This window comes from Nocardioides agariphilus, assembly GCF_015352445.1.
Lineage (GTDB): Bacteria > Actinomycetota > Actinomycetes > Propionibacteriales > Nocardioidaceae > Nocardioides > Nocardioides agariphilus.
In genome coordinates this window covers 110259-125741 of record NZ_JADKPO010000007.1, presented here as the reverse complement: position 1 = coordinate 125741, position 15483 = coordinate 110259, and the positions used below count along the sequence as shown (strand labels likewise).

At 69.1% G+C, this 15483-nt stretch carries 16 protein-coding genes; 9 read left to right on the top strand and 7 right to left on the bottom strand.

Features of this window, described 5'->3' with window-relative positions; all coding sequences use genetic code 11:
- Positions 1–174 precede the first annotated feature (174 nt).
- Positions 175–1557 (top strand): NAD(P)/FAD-dependent oxidoreductase, encoded by a 1383-nt coding sequence (locus tag ISU10_RS07160; RefSeq protein ID WP_194695689.1) that lies wholly within the window; start codon positions 175–177, stop codon positions 1555–1557.
- Between the two features lie 63 nt (positions 1558–1620).
- Here ISU10_RS07160 and ISU10_RS07155 read toward each other — a convergent pair whose 3' ends face one another.
- Both ISU10_RS07155 and ISU10_RS07150 read right to left on the bottom strand, forming a co-directional pair.
- Positions 1621–3108: a S10 family peptidase gene (locus ISU10_RS07155; RefSeq protein WP_194695688.1), complete on the bottom strand. Its 1488-nt coding sequence runs from the start codon at positions 3106–3108 to the stop codon at positions 1621–1623.
- The gene (locus ISU10_RS07150; protein WP_194695687.1) at positions 3105–3752 is read right to left on the bottom strand and encodes a cob(I)yrinic acid a,c-diamide adenosyltransferase; all 648 of its coding nucleotides are present in this window, start codon (positions 3750–3752) and stop codon (positions 3105–3107) included. The genes ISU10_RS07155 and ISU10_RS07150 overlap by 4 nt, the downstream gene beginning before the upstream one ends.
- A 191-nt stretch (positions 3753–3943) precedes the next feature.
- Here ISU10_RS07150 and ISU10_RS07145 point away from each other — a divergent pair, with 191 nt between their 5' ends.
- Both ISU10_RS07145 and ISU10_RS07140 read left to right on the top strand, forming a co-directional pair.
- Positions 3944–4252, top strand: a complete 309-nt coding sequence (locus ISU10_RS07145; protein ID WP_194695686.1) for an STAS domain-containing protein — start codon at positions 3944–3946, stop codon at positions 4250–4252.
- An 80-nt stretch (positions 4253–4332) separates the two neighbouring features.
- Entirely contained in the window at positions 4333–6333 is a 2001-nt protein-coding gene (locus ISU10_RS07140) for an ethylmalonyl-CoA mutase (RefSeq protein ID WP_194695685.1), read from the top strand.
- A gap of 103 nt (positions 6334–6436) precedes the next feature.
- Here the strand turns inward: ISU10_RS07140 and ISU10_RS07135 are convergent, their stop codons facing one another.
- On the bottom strand, positions 6437–6931 hold the full coding sequence (locus ISU10_RS07135) for a DUF427 domain-containing protein (protein ID WP_194695684.1): 495 nt from the start codon (positions 6929–6931) through the stop codon (positions 6437–6439).
- A 27-nt stretch (positions 6932–6958) separates the two neighbouring features.
- Here ISU10_RS07135 and ISU10_RS07130 point away from each other — a divergent pair, with 27 nt between their 5' ends.
- The gene (locus ISU10_RS07130; protein WP_194695683.1) at positions 6959–7543 is read left to right on the top strand and encodes a histidine phosphatase family protein; all 585 of its coding nucleotides are present in this window, start codon (positions 6959–6961) and stop codon (positions 7541–7543) included.
- Positions 7544–7669: 126 nt separating this feature from the next.
- Positions 7670–8587 carry an NAD(P)/FAD-dependent oxidoreductase gene (locus ISU10_RS07125; RefSeq protein WP_194695682.1) on the top strand — a complete coding sequence of 306 codons (918 nt, stop codon included), beginning with the start codon at positions 7670–7672 and terminating at the stop codon, positions 8585–8587.
- Here ISU10_RS07125 and ISU10_RS07120 read toward each other — a convergent pair.
- The 3 genes from ISU10_RS07120 to nucS all read right to left on the bottom strand — a co-directional run bounded on the left by ISU10_RS07120 (position 8556) and on the right by nucS (position 10349).
- Complete coding sequence (locus tag ISU10_RS07120; protein ID WP_194695681.1) at positions 8556–9101, bottom strand: DUF952 domain-containing protein; 546 nt, start codon at positions 9099–9101, stop codon at positions 8556–8558. The genes ISU10_RS07125 and ISU10_RS07120 overlap by 32 nt on opposite strands.
- The gene (locus ISU10_RS07115; protein WP_194695680.1) at positions 9098–9457 is read right to left on the bottom strand and encodes a hypothetical protein; all 360 of its coding nucleotides are present in this window, start codon (positions 9455–9457) and stop codon (positions 9098–9100) included. The genes ISU10_RS07120 and ISU10_RS07115 overlap by 4 nt, the downstream gene beginning before the upstream one ends.
- Before the next feature lie 217 nt (positions 9458–9674).
- On the bottom strand, positions 9675–10349 hold the full coding sequence (nucS, locus tag ISU10_RS07110; protein ID WP_194695679.1) for an endonuclease NucS: 675 nt from the start codon (positions 10347–10349) through the stop codon (positions 9675–9677).
- A 113-nt stretch (positions 10350–10462) separates the two neighbouring features.
- Here nucS and ISU10_RS07105 point away from each other — a divergent pair, with 113 nt between their 5' ends.
- The 3 genes from ISU10_RS07105 (at position 10463) to ISU10_RS07095 (ending at position 14184) form a co-directional block, all read left to right on the top strand.
- Entirely contained in the window at positions 10463–12280 is a 1818-nt protein-coding gene (locus ISU10_RS07105) for a 3-hydroxyacyl-CoA dehydrogenase family protein (protein ID WP_194695678.1), read from the top strand.
- 141 nt (positions 12281–12421) lie between these two features.
- Positions 12422–13948, top strand: a complete 1527-nt coding sequence (locus ISU10_RS07100) for an MFS transporter (RefSeq protein WP_194695677.1) — start codon at positions 12422–12424, stop codon at positions 13946–13948.
- A 5-nt stretch (positions 13949–13953) separates the two neighbouring features.
- Positions 13954–14184, top strand: coding sequence for a hypothetical protein (locus ISU10_RS07095; RefSeq protein WP_194695676.1), 231 nt, complete (start codon positions 13954–13956; stop codon positions 14182–14184).
- A 43-nt stretch (positions 14185–14227) separates the two neighbouring features.
- Here the strand turns inward: ISU10_RS07095 and ISU10_RS07090 are convergent, their stop codons facing one another.
- Entirely contained in the window at positions 14228–14662 is a 435-nt protein-coding gene (locus ISU10_RS07090; protein WP_194695675.1) for a VOC family protein, read from the bottom strand.
- Between the two features lie 54 nt (positions 14663–14716).
- Between ISU10_RS07090 and ISU10_RS07085 the strand changes: the two genes are divergently transcribed.
- Entirely contained in the window at positions 14717–15475 is a 759-nt protein-coding gene (locus ISU10_RS07085; protein WP_194695674.1) for a hypothetical protein, read from the top strand.
- The last annotated feature ends 8 nt before the right edge of the window (positions 15476–15483 follow it).

Genomic DNA, 15483 nt, shown 5'->3' with positions numbered 1-15483 from the left:
TTGTCAGGGGGAGAGACGCTTCCGGCACGTCTGGTTGCTGGGAGGGTAGGTGGGTTTGTTACCTGCGAGTTGGTAAAACGAGGAAAACCGAACGGATCGACAACGACCGGACTAGGCAACCGGTTGACGGACGCTGGCGTGTGTCGGACCCGCCCCAGCCCCTACGGTGTGGCCATGACGGGCCACCCTGCGCTGGCGGATGCGGCACCTGTTCCCGCATGGCTCGACTCGCCGCTGAGGCCGGTGGCCCGGCCAGCGCTGAGCGCCGACACCGCGGCCGATCTCGTAGTGGTCGGTGGCGGCTACTCGGGCCTGTGGACCGCCGTGCTCGCCAAGGAGCGCAACCCCGCGCGCGAGGTGATCCTCCTCGAGGGGCAGCGCATCGGCTGGGCCGCCTCCGGACGCAACGGCGGCTTCTGCTCGGCGTCGCTGACCCACGGCAAGGACAACGGGGCCCAGCGCTTCCCCGCGGAGATCGACACCCTTGAGCGGCTGGGGCGCCAGAACCTCACCGAGCTCGAGTCCGCCATCGGCCGCTACGGCATCGCCTGCGACTTCGAGCTCACGGGCGGCTTGTCGGTGGCGACCGAGCCGCACCAGGTCGACTGGCTGCGTGAGGCCGCCGACGAGGGCGACGGCGAGTTCCTCGACCAGGACGCCATCCGTGCCCAGGTCGCCTCTCCGACGTACCTCGCGGGCTTGTGGGAGCGCGACAACAACGCACTGCTCGACCCCGCCAAGCTGGCATGGGGGCTGGCCGAGACCGCCGAGCGGCTCGGCGTACGCGTCCACGAGAGCACGCGGGTCACCGACCTGGCCGGCGACGCGGAGGGCATGGCCGTGCGCACGGCATCCGGTCACACCGTGCGCGCCTCGCGCGTTGCCCTCGGCACCAACGCCTTCCCCTCGCTCGTACGCCGGGTGCGGTGGCACACCGTGCCTGTCTACGACTACGCGCTGATGACCGAGCCCCTGTCGGCCGAGCAGCTCGCCTCGGTCGGCTGGCGCCACCGCCAGGGCATCGACGACTCCGGCAACCAGTTCCACTACTACCGGCTGACTGCCGACAACCGGATCCTGTGGGGCGGCTATGACGCGATCTACCACTTCGGTCGCAAGATCGACGACCGGCTCGACCAGCGGCCGGCGACCTTCGACCTGCTCGCACGGCAGTTCTTCGAGACCTTCCCTCAGCTCGAGGGGCTGCGGTTCACCCACCAGTGGGGCGGCGCGATCGACACCTGCACGCGCTTCTTCGCCTTCTTCGGCACGGCGTACGCCGGCCGTGCGGCCTACGCCCTCGGCTACACCGGCCTCGGTGTCGGCGCCACCCGCTTCGGGGCCAACGTGATGCTCGACCTGCTCGACGGTCTCGACACCGAGCGGACGCGGCTGCAGATGGTGCGCAGCAAGCCGTTGCCGTTCCCGCCCGAGCCGCTAGCGTTCGCGGGCGTCCAGCTCACCCGCTGGTCCCTGGCCGCGGCCGACCGCAAGGGTGGCAGGCGCAACGTCTGGCTGCGCTCGCTCGACCGGATGGGCCTGGGGTTCGACTCGTAGCCACTGACGGGATCGGAGGTTCGAGGCTCGTCGCTGGCGCGCTCCTCGCACCCCAACCACCGATCAGCGGGTCACGAAGGCCGCGATGCCCTCGGCCTCGGCGATGCGCGACTCCTCGTGGAGGTAGGGCATGTGGCCCGAGGGAAAGTAGGCGTGCTCGATGCGGTCGAAGGCCTCGTCGGGCAGGCGCAGGTGGGCGACCATGTCCTCGGCCGCGTGGTAGGGCGTGGCCAGGTCGTAGTAGCCGTACTCGATGCGCACCCGAAGGTGCGGGTTGACCCGCATCAGCCGCTCGAGCTTGTCGGCCACGTTGATCGGCTTGCCCTCGAACTCCTTGAACGACCACTGCTTGATCGCGTTGGCGAACACCTCGTAGGGCAGGTCCTGGATGCTGCCGAGCTCGCCGCGCAGGTAGTGGTGCAGGGCTGCGGTGAAGGGTGCGTCGATCGCGTCGATGGACGGGTCGGCATCCATGTTCTCGGCGATGCGCGAGTGGAGCGGGCCGGTGTAGCGACCGTCGATGCGGCCCACGGTCAGTCCCCGGTCGCGCAGCAGCTCGGTGCACCAGCGCCAGTGCTCGATGCGCAGCTCGGTGCGGTCGACGTACTCCTCGCTGACGCCGGCCAGCCGCGCCAGGGTCGAGACGATCGCGGAGCGCTCCTCGGCGGGCAGCCGACGACCCCGCGACAGGGCGAGGCGATAAGGGCCGGCAGCGAACTCCTCCGCTTCGGCGCGCACCTCGTCGAGGGTCCGGCCCTCGTGCAGCCCGTGGTAATGGGCGATCGCGGCATAGGTCGGCAGGAAGTTGAGGCAGGCCTCGTCGGCGCGCAGGAACTCGAAGTCCTGGCTGCCGAAGTCGACCACGCTTGAGACGAGGACCAGCCCGTTGAGCGCCATCGCGTGCACGCGAGCCAGGCGCTCGGCGACGGCCACCGCTCGGGTCGTGCCGTAGGACTCGCCGATGAGGTACTTCGGCGACATCCAACGGTCCTCGCGCGTGCACCACAGCCGGATGAGCTCGGTGACCTGCTCGACGTCCTTGCCGAACCCGTGGTAGTCGACCGCCTTGCCGCCCGTGACCGCGCGGCTGTGACCGGTGGACATCGGGTCGATGAACACGAGGTCGCTGACGGCCAGCAGGGTCTGCGGGTTGTCGACCAGGGAGTACGGCGGGGGGGTCGGCGCGTCCACGCTGCCCACGTCGACGCGTCGGGGACCGAGCAGCCCCATGTGCAACCAGACCGATGCCGCGCCCGGACCGCCGTTGAAGACGAAGGTGATCGGGCGCCGATGACTGCCGGCACCGTCGGACTCATCGAGGGTGTAGGCCGTGACCGACAGCTCGGCTCGGGCCTTCCAGCCGGTGAACTTGTCCTTCTTGACCTCCTCCTCGCGCAGCACGATGCGGCCGGTGCGCGCGGTGTAGGAGATCTCGCCGCTGGTCGTGGTCAGCGTGTGGTGGGTGACCACGAGGTCGTCGACCGGCTCAGCGGGTGCCTGGTGCTGGTGCTGGTGCTGGTGCTGGTGCTGGTGCTTCTTCTCGTCGCTCACCCGTCGCCCTTCTCGTTGCCCTTCTCGTTGCCCTTCTCGTTGCCCTTCTCGTTGCCCTTCTCGTTGCCCTGGCCCGTGCGGTGCCCACCCGGCACCCACAGCACGTCGCCTGCCTCGCGGTTGGCGTAGCGGGCCAGGATGAACAGCAGGTCCGAGAGTCGGTTGAGGTAGGTGATCGCCAAGGTGCTCATCGTCTCGCCGTGCTCGTCGTGCGCCGCCCAGGCGGCCCGCTCCGCCCGACGTACGACGGTGCGTGCGACGTGCAGCTGTGCCGCCGCGGGAGTGCCGCCGTTGAGGATGAAGGATCTCAAGCTCGGCAGGGACTCGTTGTAGTGGTCGCACCACGCCTCGAGTCGGTCGACGTACTCCTGCTCGATGCGCAGCGGTGGGAACTCCGGGCTCTGCACGACCGGCGTGCACAGGTCGGCGCCGACGTCGAAGAGGTCGTTCTGGACGTGTATCAAGACGGCCCGCACGTCCTCCTCCAGGTCGTGCGTGAGAGCGACCCCGAGCTGCGCGTTGGCCTCGTCGACATCGGCGTAGGCGTGCAGTCGCGAGTCGTTCTTGGTCGTCACGCTCATGTCGCCCAGCCGGGTCTGACCGCCGTCACCCGTGCGTGTGTAGATCCGGGTGAGGTTCACCATGGCCGCGACTCTAGTGGCCGACTCGTGAGCGCTGGACCGGCGCACGAGTGGTTGAAAAATCCACCTCTGCCAGAGAGCAACCGAATCGGTGTACCGCGCGTCATTACGAGTACGGGGGCAGCGAGGCGCCACGGGGGCTCCTCATGCCATCCGCACCGGACACTCGGGAACCGGAGAACGGGGTGGGTTGGATGCTGATCGAGAACGTGGGGTCGACGCTGGTTCTCAGCGGTGACTTCGACGCGCGCAGCACATGGGAGGTGCGCAACGCCCTCCGCGAGCGGCTGTCGGGCAGCGAGATGGACGTCGTGGTCGACCTGACCGACGTCACCTCGATCGACGTCACGGCCACGCGCGTGCTGGCCTACGCCAGCCGCGAGGCGTCGCTGGCCGGCAACCACGTCACCCTGCGCGGCTGCGGCCCGGCCGTACGCCGCATGCTCCACCTCTCGCGCCTGATGCGGTTCGTCGACGTCGAGCGAGCGGCCGCATCGGCTTGATGTGACCGGTCCGACGCTGTCGCACATCCCACACGCGCAGTCGGTTACCGAGAGGTAGTCACGGACCTACCCTCGGCCCTATGCGCGAGAAGGACCGTCACGACCGGGTCAAGGATCGCCCCTGGGTGATGCGGACCTACGCCGGCCACTCGACGGCCGCGGCCTCCAACGAGCTCTACCGCACCAACCTGGCCAAGGGGCAGACCGGCTTGTCGGTCGCCTTCGACCTGCCCACCCAGACCGGCTACGACCCCGACTCCCCGTTGGCTCGCGGCGAGGTCGGCAAGGTCGGGGTGCCGGTCCCGCACCTGGGCGAGATGCGCCGGCTCTTCGACGGCATCCCACTGGCTGACATGAACACCTCGATGACCATCAACGCCACCGCCATGTGGCTGCTGGCGCTCTACGTGGTCGCGGCCGAGGAGCAGGGCGCCGCTGCCCGCGACCTCGCGGGCACGACCCAGAACGACATCGTCAAGGAGTACCTCTCCCGCGGCACCTACGTCTTCCCACCCGAGCACTCAATGCGGTTGATCGGTGATGTCATCGCCTACACCGTCCACGAGATCCCGGGCTGGAACCCGATCAACATCTGCAGCTACCACCTGCAGGAGGCCGGCGCGACGCCGCAGCAGGAGCTGGCCTACGCGCTGTGCACCGCCATCGCCGTCCTCGATACCGTGCGCGCCTCCGGACAGGTCTCGCCCGACGACTTCGGCAAGGTGGTCGGGCGGATGTCGTTCTTCGTCAACGCGGGCGTCCGGTTCGTCGAGGAGATGTGCAAGATGCGGGCCTTCGTGCAGTTGTGGGACGAGCTGACCGAGCAGCGGTACGGCGTGACCGACCCGAAGATGCGCCGGTTCCGCTACGGCGTCCAGGTCAACTCGCTCGGCCTCACCGAGGCCCAGCCCGAGAACAATGTCCAGCGGATCGTGCTGGAGATGCTCGGCGTGACCCTGAGCAAGGATGCCCGCGCTCGCGCCGTCCAGCTCCCCGCGTGGAACGAAGCGCTCGGGCTCCCGCGGCCGTGGGACCAGCAGTGGTCGCTGAGGCTCCAGCAGGTGCTGGCCTTCGAGTCCGACCTGCTGGAGTACGACGACATCTTCGAGGGCTCGAAGGTCATCGAGACCAAGGTCGCCGAGCTGGTCGCAGGAGCGCGAGCCGAGATGGACCGTGTGCAGGCCATGGGTGGTGCGATCGCGGCGGTCGAGTCCGGGTACATGAAGGAGCAGCTGGTCGGCTCGCACGCGGCCCGCCGGGCCCGCATTGAGTCGGGCGAGGACAAGGTCGTCGGCGTCAACGTCTTCGAGACCACCGAGCCATCGCCACTGACCGCCGACCTCGACGCGGCGATCCAGGCTGCAGACCCGCAGGCCGAGGCCACCGCCCTGGAGTCGGTGCGTGCCTGGAAGGCGCAGCGCGACGAGTCCGCCGTACGCGACGCGCTCGACCGGCTCGCTGCCGATGCCAAGACCGACGCGAACCTGATGGCGGCCACGCTGGCTGCCGCGCGCGCGGGTGCGACGACGGGAGAGTGGGCTGGCACGCTGCGCGAGGTGTTCGGGGAGTTCCGGGCACCGACAGGCGTCACGGGCGGGGTCGGCGTGGCCGATGCCGGAGCGGAGCTCGCAGCAGTGCGCGAGCGGGTCCGGACGACGGGCGAGCAGCTCGGCGGACGACTGCGACTCCTGGTCGGCAAACCGGGTCTGGACGGGCACTCCAATGGCGCCGAGCAGGTCGCTGTACGCGCTCGCGATGCCGGGTTCGAGGTGGTCTACCAAGGCATCCGGCTGACGCCCGAGCAGATCGTGGCGGCAGCTGTCGCTGAGGACGTGCACTGCGTCGGGCTCTCGATCCTGTCCGGCTCCCACATGGAGCTGGTGCCTGCCGTGCTGGACGGCCTGCGTGCTGCCGGACTGGACGACGTGCCGGTCGTGGTCGGCGGGATCATCCCGGCTGCGGACGCCCGAGCCCTGACCGGGCTCGGCGTCGCCGCGGTCTACACGCCCAAGGACTTCGGGCTCACCGAGATCATGGGCGGCATCGTGGACGTGATCAGGAAGGCGCACGACCTGGACTGACAGGTCCGCCTGGTACGCCGACGAGCTGCGGCCACGCGACTGATGACCAGCCGACGAACTGCCAGTCGACGAATTGCCAGTCGACGAGCTGCCAGCCGAGGAGCTACCAGCCGCGGGAGTCGGGGCCGCCCTTGAACGGACCCACGACGCGGCTGGTGATCCAGCCTCCGTAGAAGCCGCCTTCCTGGGCGACCACGACCTCGCCGTCGACCAGGCAGGCGTCGACGAGGCCGGGCATCACGGCGTAGTGGTCGACCAAGGCCTCGAAGCCGTTGATCGGATGCGGGTAGGTCCAGGCCGCGCGTGAGGCGGTGGTCGAGGCGACGACCACGTCGGCGTAGGACGCCTGGCCCTTCCACTCGCAGTAGGTATGACCGCTGGCTGGACGCAAGGCGCCCTCGACGAAGTCGGCGGCGGGCAGGTAGTAGGTGGGCGGGTGGCTGGTCTCCAGCACGCGCAAGGTATGGGTCGAGCGCGCGACCACGAGCCCACCGAGGAGAACCTCGACCAACTCGGTGCTCGGTTCGACGCGTGGCGGGCGTGGGTAGTCCCAGACGGACTCCTGCCCGGGGCCGGGCGGCAGGGGAGTGGGTCGCACGTCAGCGACGGTACCTAGGGTGTCGTCATGACGGACCTGCAGTGCCCCGCTCGTGTCTTCCTCGCGCGACACGGCCACACGGAGTACGAGAGTCCGGTGATGGTGAACCACGGCGGCACCCTGACCGCCGTGGGACGCGCGCAGGCTCGCGAGCTGGGCGAGAAGCTGCGCGGCGAGCGGATCGCGCATGTCTACTGCAGCTCGGTGGCGAGGGCGGTGCAGACAGCGGAGCTCGCGGCGGGTGTGCTGGGGGTCGAGGTCACCGTGCGCGAGGGGCTGGCGGAGTTCGCGGTGGGCGATGCCTACGGGATGCCGAACGGTCAGGGCATCTTCGTGGCGGAGATGGAGAGGTGGGTGGCAGGCGACGTCGATGCTGTGTACCCCGGCAGCGAGAGCGCTGTCGACGTCGTCACGCGCGTGCGACCGGTGCTGGACGCGATCGCCGACTCCCATCGCGGCGAGGCGGTGTTGGTGGTCAGTCACGGTGGCGTCATCGTCGCCACCCAGGCGGTCATGGACTTCCGCCCCGGTCGCACGTGGGACTTCGAGAACTGCGGGTACGTCGAGCTCCAGGGCGACGCGTCCGGATGGCGAGTAGTTAGTAAGCCTTAGCAAACTCCGCTAGCTTCCCTCGCGCGGTGAAGGGCACGAAGGCGAGCAGAAGGCCGGACTGCCCAAGAAGAAGTGCTGCGCAGCCGGCGCCTGACGGCGCTGCGCAGGACCGGCACACTGTCACCCATGTCGCGGGTGACGATCGTCGGTGCTGGAGTGGTCGGACTCAGCTGCGCGGTCCGCCTGTTGGAGGACGGCCACCGCGTCGACGTACTCGCGCGAGACCTGCCCCTGGAGACGACCTCGGCCGTGGCCGCCGCCATCTGGTACCCCTACCGCGCGTTTCCGTTCGACCGCGTGCTCGCGTGGTCGGCGCGCTCCTACGAGGTGTTCGTCGGGCTGGCCCAGGTCGCGGAGTCCGGGGTCGTGCTGCGCAGTGGCGTCGAGGTCTTCGGCTCTGCCCAGCAAGAGCCCTGGTGGCGCCCGGCGGTCCCGCAGCTGGACCGCGTCGCGCCACCCCTGGGTTGCGCCGACGCGTGGACGTTCGTCGCGCCGGTCGTCGAGATGCCGGTGTACCTGCGCTGGCTCGCCGGCCGGGTCGAGGGGCTCGGCGGCACCATCACCCGGATGAGCCTGGCTGCGCTGCCCGTCGGGCCCGATGTCGTCGTCAACGCGGCCGGTATCGGGAGCCGGTTGTTGGCCTCTGACCTGACGGTCGAGCCGGTGCGCGGACAGGTCGTGTACGTCGAGCAGGTCGGGCTCGACGAGTGGTGGCTGGACTCCTCGGCGGCGCTCACCTACGTCGTACCGCGCAAGCACGACATCGTGGTCGGGGGCACCGACCAGGAGGGCGACTGGAGCCAGACGCCGTCGATGGCGACGGCCGAGGAGATCCTCGCGCGTGGGCGGCGGCTGGTGCCCGCCTTGGCCTCTGCTCGTGTCCTCAAGCACCGCGTCGGTCTGCGTCCGGCCCGGCCCTCGGTGCGAGTCGAACGCGTCGGCGACGTCGTGCACTGCTACGGCCACGGCGGCGCCGGGGTCACGTTGAGCTGGGGGACCGCCGAGGAGGTCGTCAGCCTCGTCGCCGCAGTACCAGCAGCATGACGACGAGGCCTGCAGCCAGGCCCGCGACGGCTCCAGCGAACCCGGCCCACTCGGAGTCTGCTCGACCACCGATCGCCGAGCCCACGAAGGCCAGCGCCATCGCTGCGACGAACAGCGCGATGCGGACGAACATCTCGCCGACGAACGCACCCGTGAACGAGCCGGTGCCGCCTCGCGCGTCAAGGGGCTGAGCGCGCACGACGGCGCCGGTGTTGATCGGCCCGTAGACGTGCGGGTATGTCGTGTCGCCGACCGGGTCCGCCTGCCAGGGCGAGGTCAGGCGTCCCGTGTCGACGGTGAGCAGCACGAGCGGCTCACCGGCGTCTGCGTAGTACCTCTTCCAGACCTCTGCGACCTGCTCGCGCCGGGCGGCATGGATGAAGCCCTCGTGGTCGAGCGTCACACCTCGGGTCGAGGTCGTGTAGACGCCCGAGCGCTGGGCTGCCGACCAGTCGGCTGCGGTGGCGATGTGGAAGAGGTGGTCGGACCGCGCGGTGTCCCGGTCGCCGATCATGCCTCGGGTGGCTCCGGCAGCCGGCGCAGCACCTCGGCGAGCGTGCCGTCGATCCGGTCGAACCTGACGTCGTGCTGGTCGAACCTGGCGTCGTGCTGGTCGAACCTGGCGTCGTGCTGGTCGAACCTGGCGTCGTGCTGGTCGAACCTGGCGTCGATCCGATCGAACCTGGCGTCGTGCTGGTCGAGCCGCGCGCTGTGCTGGTCGAGCCGCGCGCCGTGCTGGTCGAGCCGGGCGTCGACCTGGTCGAAACGTGCGCGGACCTCGGCGCGAAAGTCGTCGACAAGCTCGTAGAGCGAGTCCCGGTCGTTCTCGAGTCGTGCAACTCTGCGCAGAAGGTGGGGATCGCTCGTCACACCAGGAACGCTATGCCGTTTCGAGGGCGACCCGCCACCGGCCGAGCGGGAGCTGTGGAAACTCGGTGGATCGAGGCCTCTGTGCCCCGCGAAGGGAAGCACACACATCGCTGCGTTGCCGTCCCTCGATGATGAGCCAACAGCGTCTTCGATCCGGCGCCGTGCGCTGCACGCACGCTCGGCACCCCAAGCCTCACCACACGTCCCTCGCGGGGCACTAGAACAGCCGATCGGTGGGGTCGTCCATGCCGCGCAGGGCGTCGTAGTCCACGACAGCGCAGGTGATGCCGCGGTCGGTGGCGAGGACGCGGGCCTGGGGCTTGATCTCCTGGGCCGCGAAGATGCCGCGCACCGGGGCGAGCAAGGGGTCGCGGTTGAGGAGCTCGAGGTAGCGGGTCAGCTGCTCGACCCCGTCGATCTCCCCGCGGCGCTTGATCTCGACCGCGACCGAGGCGCCGGCGACGTCGCGGCACATCAGGTCGACCGGGCCGATGGCGGTGGGGTACTCGCGGCGGACGAGGGTGAGGCCGTCGGCCAGGCTGGACGGGTGCTCGGCCAGGAGCTCTTGGAGGTGCTTCTCGACGCCGTCCTTTTGCAGGCCGGGGTCGAGGCCGAGGTCATGGCTGGTGTCGTGTCGGACCTCATCGATGAGGATGCGCAGGGTGTCGTCGTCCTTGCCGGTCACGACCCACTCGACCTGGCCGTCGTCGGTCACGCCTTCACGCACCCTGCAGGGCGGCGACATCCAGTTCAGCGGCTTGTAGGAACCACCGTCGGAGTGCACGAGCACCGACCCGTCGGCCTTGATCATCAAGACCCGCGTCGCCATCGGAAGATGCGCGGTGAGCCGGCCGGCGTAGTCGACCTGACAGCGTGCGACGACGATCCTCACGAGGCGGCAATCTACCGAGCCCTGGTCTCGACAAGCTCGACCACCGGGCGAGTGACCGTTTCCACACACCCACGGCCTCGGCCCGGGTGTGGCCGCGATGGGAGGATCCCCCCATGACGACGAGCTCAGCGGACGCCACGGCCACCAGGACTGGACGCGAGTTCGAGCGCGTCGGTGTCATCGGTCTGGGCACGATGGGCGCGGGCATCGCCGAGGTGTTCGCCCGCAACGGCTTCCAGGTCACCGGGGTCGAGATCACGGAGGAGGCGCTGGCCCGCGGCCGGGAGCACCTGCAGCACTCCACCGACCGAGCCGTCGCGCGCGGCAAGCTGAGCGAGGAGGCCCAGGCCGAGCTGCTGGGCCGGATCACCTTCACCACCGAGATGAAGGACCTGGCCGACGCCGACTTCGTGGTCGAGGCGGTCGTGGAGTCCATCGACATCAAGAAGTCGGTCTTCAGGGCGCTCGACGACATCGTGTCCGATGAGGCGGTGCTCGCGACCAACACCTCGTCGCTGTCGGTCACCGAGATCTCGACGGCCAACCATCACCCGGGCCGCGTCGTCGGTGTGCACTTCTTCAACCCCGCGCCGGTCCAGCAGCTGGTCGAGGTGATCCGCACGGTGGTCACCGAGCCCGACGTGCTGGCCGATGTCCAGGAGCTCCTGACCAGGGTGGGCAAGAGCCCGGTCGTCTGTGGCGACAAGGCCGGGTTCATCGCCAACACCCTGCTGTTCGGCTACCTCAACCACGCCGTGTCGATGTACGAAGGGCACTACGCCACCCGCGAGGACATCGACGCGGCGATGCGCTACGGCTGCGGCTACCCGATGGGGCCTCTGGCGCTGCTCGACCTGATCGGTCTCGACACGGCCTACGAGATCCTCGACACGATGTACAAGCAGGGGCGCGACCGGCTGCACGCGCCCGCGCCGATCCTCAAGCAGATGGTCACGGCCGGACTGCTCGGTCGGAAGTCCGGTCGTGGCTTCTACACCTACGAACAGCCCGACAGCTCCCGGGTGGTGCCGGACCACCTCACCCCGTCGGCCGACGACGAGCCCCGGCTGCGCCGCGACATCAGCAGGGTCGGCGTGGTCGGCACCGGCACCATGGCCACGGGCATCGTCGAGGTCTTCGCCAAGGCCGGCTACGACGTGCTGTACGTCGGCCGTTCCGAGGCCAAGGTCGAGGGCGTCCGCCAGACCATCGAGCGCTCGCTCGACAAGGCCATCCAGCGCGGCAAGCTGGAGGAGTCCGCTCGTGACGGCGTGCTCGGGCGGCTCTCGGGCACCACCTCGATCGAGGACCTGGCCGACTGCGACCTGGTGGTGGAGGCGATCGCTGAGGACCTGCGGGTCAAGACCACCTTGTTCGAGAACCTCGACGAGATCTGCAAGCCCGGTGCCATCTTGGCGACCACCACCTCCTCCTTGCCGATCATCACGTGCGCGATGGCGACCAAGCGGCCAAGCGACGTCATCGGGATGCACTTCTTCAACCCGGCTCCGGTCATGCAGCTGGTCGAGGTGGTCTCGACCGTCGCCACCGACGACGAGGTGGCCGAGACGGTGCGCGCGTTGTGCGCCAAGATCGGCAAGGTCGCCGTCTCCTGCGGCGACCGATCGGGCTTCATCGTCAACGCCCTGCTCTTCCCCTACCTCAACGACGCGGTGAAGATGCTCGAGGCCCACTACGCGACCGCAGACGAGGTCGACACCGCGATGAAGCTCGGATGCGCGCTGCCGATGGGCCCCTTCGAGCTGCTCGACGTGGTCGGCAACGACGTCTCCCTGGCGATCCAGCGCGAGCTCTACCTGGAGTTCCGCGAGCCGGGCTTCGCGCCGGCGCCGCTGCTCGAGCATCTGGTGACGGCGGGCTACCTGGGTCGCAAGACCCAGCGCGGCTTCAGGGACTACACGCACCGCTGATGTCCCACCCTCGGGGGTGAGGGGCCGACCGTACGTTGCCTTCCCAGGGGTGAGGTACCTCGCCCCGGGCCGGCTTTAGCGTCGAGAGGCTTGCCCGGGAAGCACCACCCCCGCAACCTCTCGGGCGGAAAGGCGGGTGCCATGACCGTCGAGACCGGACGCATCACCACCGACATCCCGGCCCGGATGGACCGGCTGCCTTGGGCTCGGTGGCACTGGATGATCGTCGTCGGGCTGGGAGCCGTCTGGATCCTCGACGGCCTCGAGGTGACGATCGTGGGATCGATGTCGGAGGCGCTGAAGCCAGGCGACACCGGCCTGGGGCTGAGCAGCTCCGACATCGGCATGGCCGGCGCGGTCTACGTCGCGGGCGCGTGCCTCGGTGCGCTTGTGTTCGGGCAGCTGACCGACAGGTTCGGCCGCAAGAAGCTGTTCTTGATCACGCTGGGCGTCTACACGGTGGCCACCGTGCTGACGGCGTTCTCGATGAACCCGCTGTGGTACTTCGGCGCGCGCTTCCTCACCGGGGCGGGCATCGGCGGCGAGTACGCCGCCATCAACTCCGCGATCGACGAGCTGATCCCCGCCAAGTACCGCGGCCGCGTCGACGTGGCCATCAACGGCTCGTTCTGGGTCGGTGCCACGGCCGGCTCGCTGCTGACCATCCCCCTGCTCGACCCGACACTGGTCGACGAGGCATGGGGCTGGCGGTTCGCCTTCGGGCTCGGAGCGATCCTTGCGGTCGGCATTCTGATCGTCCGCAGGCACGTTCCGGAGAGCCCGCGCTGGCTGTTCATCCACGGTCGCGAGGACGAGGCCGAGAAGATCGTCCAAGACGTCGAGCGCACGGTGGCACAGGAGACCGGCAAGGAGCTTGGCTCGGTTTCCGACACCATCACGATCCGGCAGCGCCAGACCGTCAGCCTGGTGCTGATCGCCAAGACGGTCTTCACGCTCTACCCCAAGCGCACGATCCTGTGCTTCTCGCTCTTCGTCGGACAGGCGTTCCTCTACAACGCCTTCTTCTTCACCTACGGCGACAGCCTGAGCACCTTCCTCGACGTCAAGCAGACCGGCTATTACATCGCGGTCTTCGCGATCAGCAACTTCTTGGGCGCACTGGTCCTGAGCACGCTGTTCGACACGGTCGGACGGGTGCGGATGATCGCGGGCACCTACATCCTCTCGGGGATCTTGCTGGCAGGGACGGGCTTCTTCCTCGGCGAGGTGACCGCGGTGACGCTGACCCTGCTGGGCTGCATCATCTTCTTCTTCGCCTCGGCCGGCGCCAGCGCGGCGTACCTCACGGCCAGCGAGGTGTTCCCGATGGAGACCCGAGCCCTGTGCATCGCGTTCTTCTACGCCATCGGCACCGCCGTCGGGGGTATCAGCGGCCCGCTGTACTTCGGCAAGCTCATCGACGACGCCTCTGCCTCCAAGGACATCACCGGTATCGCCATCGGGTACTTCGTCGGGGCAGCGCTGATGATCGCCGGCGGCATCGTGGCGGCCTTCTTGGGCGTGCACGCCGAGGGCAAGTCGCTGGAGTCCTTGGCGCAGCCGTTGACCGCTGAGGACGACGCACCATCCGGCGGGGCCGGAGCGACCACAGCTGCAGACGCGGCCAACCCGACCGGCACCACCACCGGAACAGGAGGAGGACGATGACCCCCATGCCACCCCCCAAGGCGTCCACCGAAGGACCCCGAGACCGCCACGTGCACTACGAGATCGGCCAGATCGTGCGCGCCGTGCAGGCGGAGGGCCCGCAGGCGCCCGACGACCTCAAGTCCCTCGTCGGCGCGGAGTACTGGGAGCAGGCCCGCTTCGACAGGGCCCTGGCCCTGGCCGTCGCCGACGGCATGTTGACGCGTCAGGGCGACGGGCGGCTGGCCGCGGTCTGAGCTGTCGGTCTGAGCTGTCGGTCTGAGCTGTCGGTTCGGGCCTTCAGTCGAGGCAGAACTCGTTGCCTTCGGGGTCTTGCATCACGATGTGGCCGAAGTTGAGGCCGTCGGGCTCGTGGCGCTGCACGCGCGTCGCTCCGAGCACGACCAGCGAGTCGGCCTTGGCCTCCAGGGCGGCCATCCGCTCCTCGCCCTGGAGCCCGACGGCCGCACGCACGTCGAGGTGCACGCGGTTCTTGGCGGTCTTGCCCTCCGGCACCCTCTGGAACCACAGCCTCGGCCCGTTGCCCTCGGGATCGACCGAGGCCGAGGCGTCGTTGCGCCGCTCCTCAGGGATGTTCCAGGCATCGAGCGCCTCGTCCCACGACTCGTAGGGCGGTGGTGGACTGTCGAGCCGGTAGCCGAGCACCTCGTTCCAGAACCGCGAGAGCGCGGCCGGGTCGGCGCAGTCGAAGGTGACCTGGATCGGGAGTGTCATGGGGGCATCGTGCCTCCAGCCACCGACATTTGCCGCGTTACGTAGGGTGGCCGCATGATCTGGCTGCTCGCGGCCCTCCTGCTCGTGGCGATCGGCGCTGCGGGCCTGACGATGCGTCGCAGTCGAGACCGTGAGCTGGAGCGCAAGCGGGCCGAGCTCGAGCCGGTCAAGAAGCTGGCCTATGAGGACATCACCGCGCTCGGCATGGAGCTGCAAGACCTCGACGAGGACCTGACCGGGCGCGAGCTCGACAAGGGAGCGCGGGCCGACTACCAGCGAGCGCTGGACGCCTATGAGTCCGCGAAGTTCGCCGGCGACTACATGACCAAGCCCGAGGAGGTCACCAACGTGACCAAGATCCTCGACGACGGCCGCTACGCCATCGCCTGCGTGCGGGCCCGCGTCGCGGGCGACCCGCTCCCGACCCGTAGGCCCGCCTGCTTCTTCGACCCGCGTCACGGGATGGCTGTCGAGGACGTCCCCTATGCCCCGCCCGGAGGCGTGGAGCGCGACGTACCTGCCTGCGCCCTCGACGCCGAACGCGTCAAAGCCGGCGCCGACCCCGACTCGCGGATGGTGATGGTCGGCTCCCAGCGGGTGCCCTACTGGCAGGGAGGCCGCACCTACGCTCCCTACGCCAGCGGCTACTTCGGCGCCGTCGGGCCGATGGAATGGATGTTCATGGGGATGCTCTTCGGCGGCGGCTTCGACGGGCTCGGGGAGGGCCTGGGCGAGCTCGCCGGTGGCATCGGTGAAGGTCTCGGCAACATCGGCGAGGGCATCGGCGACCTGTTCGGCGGCTTCGACTTCTGAGCGAGCTG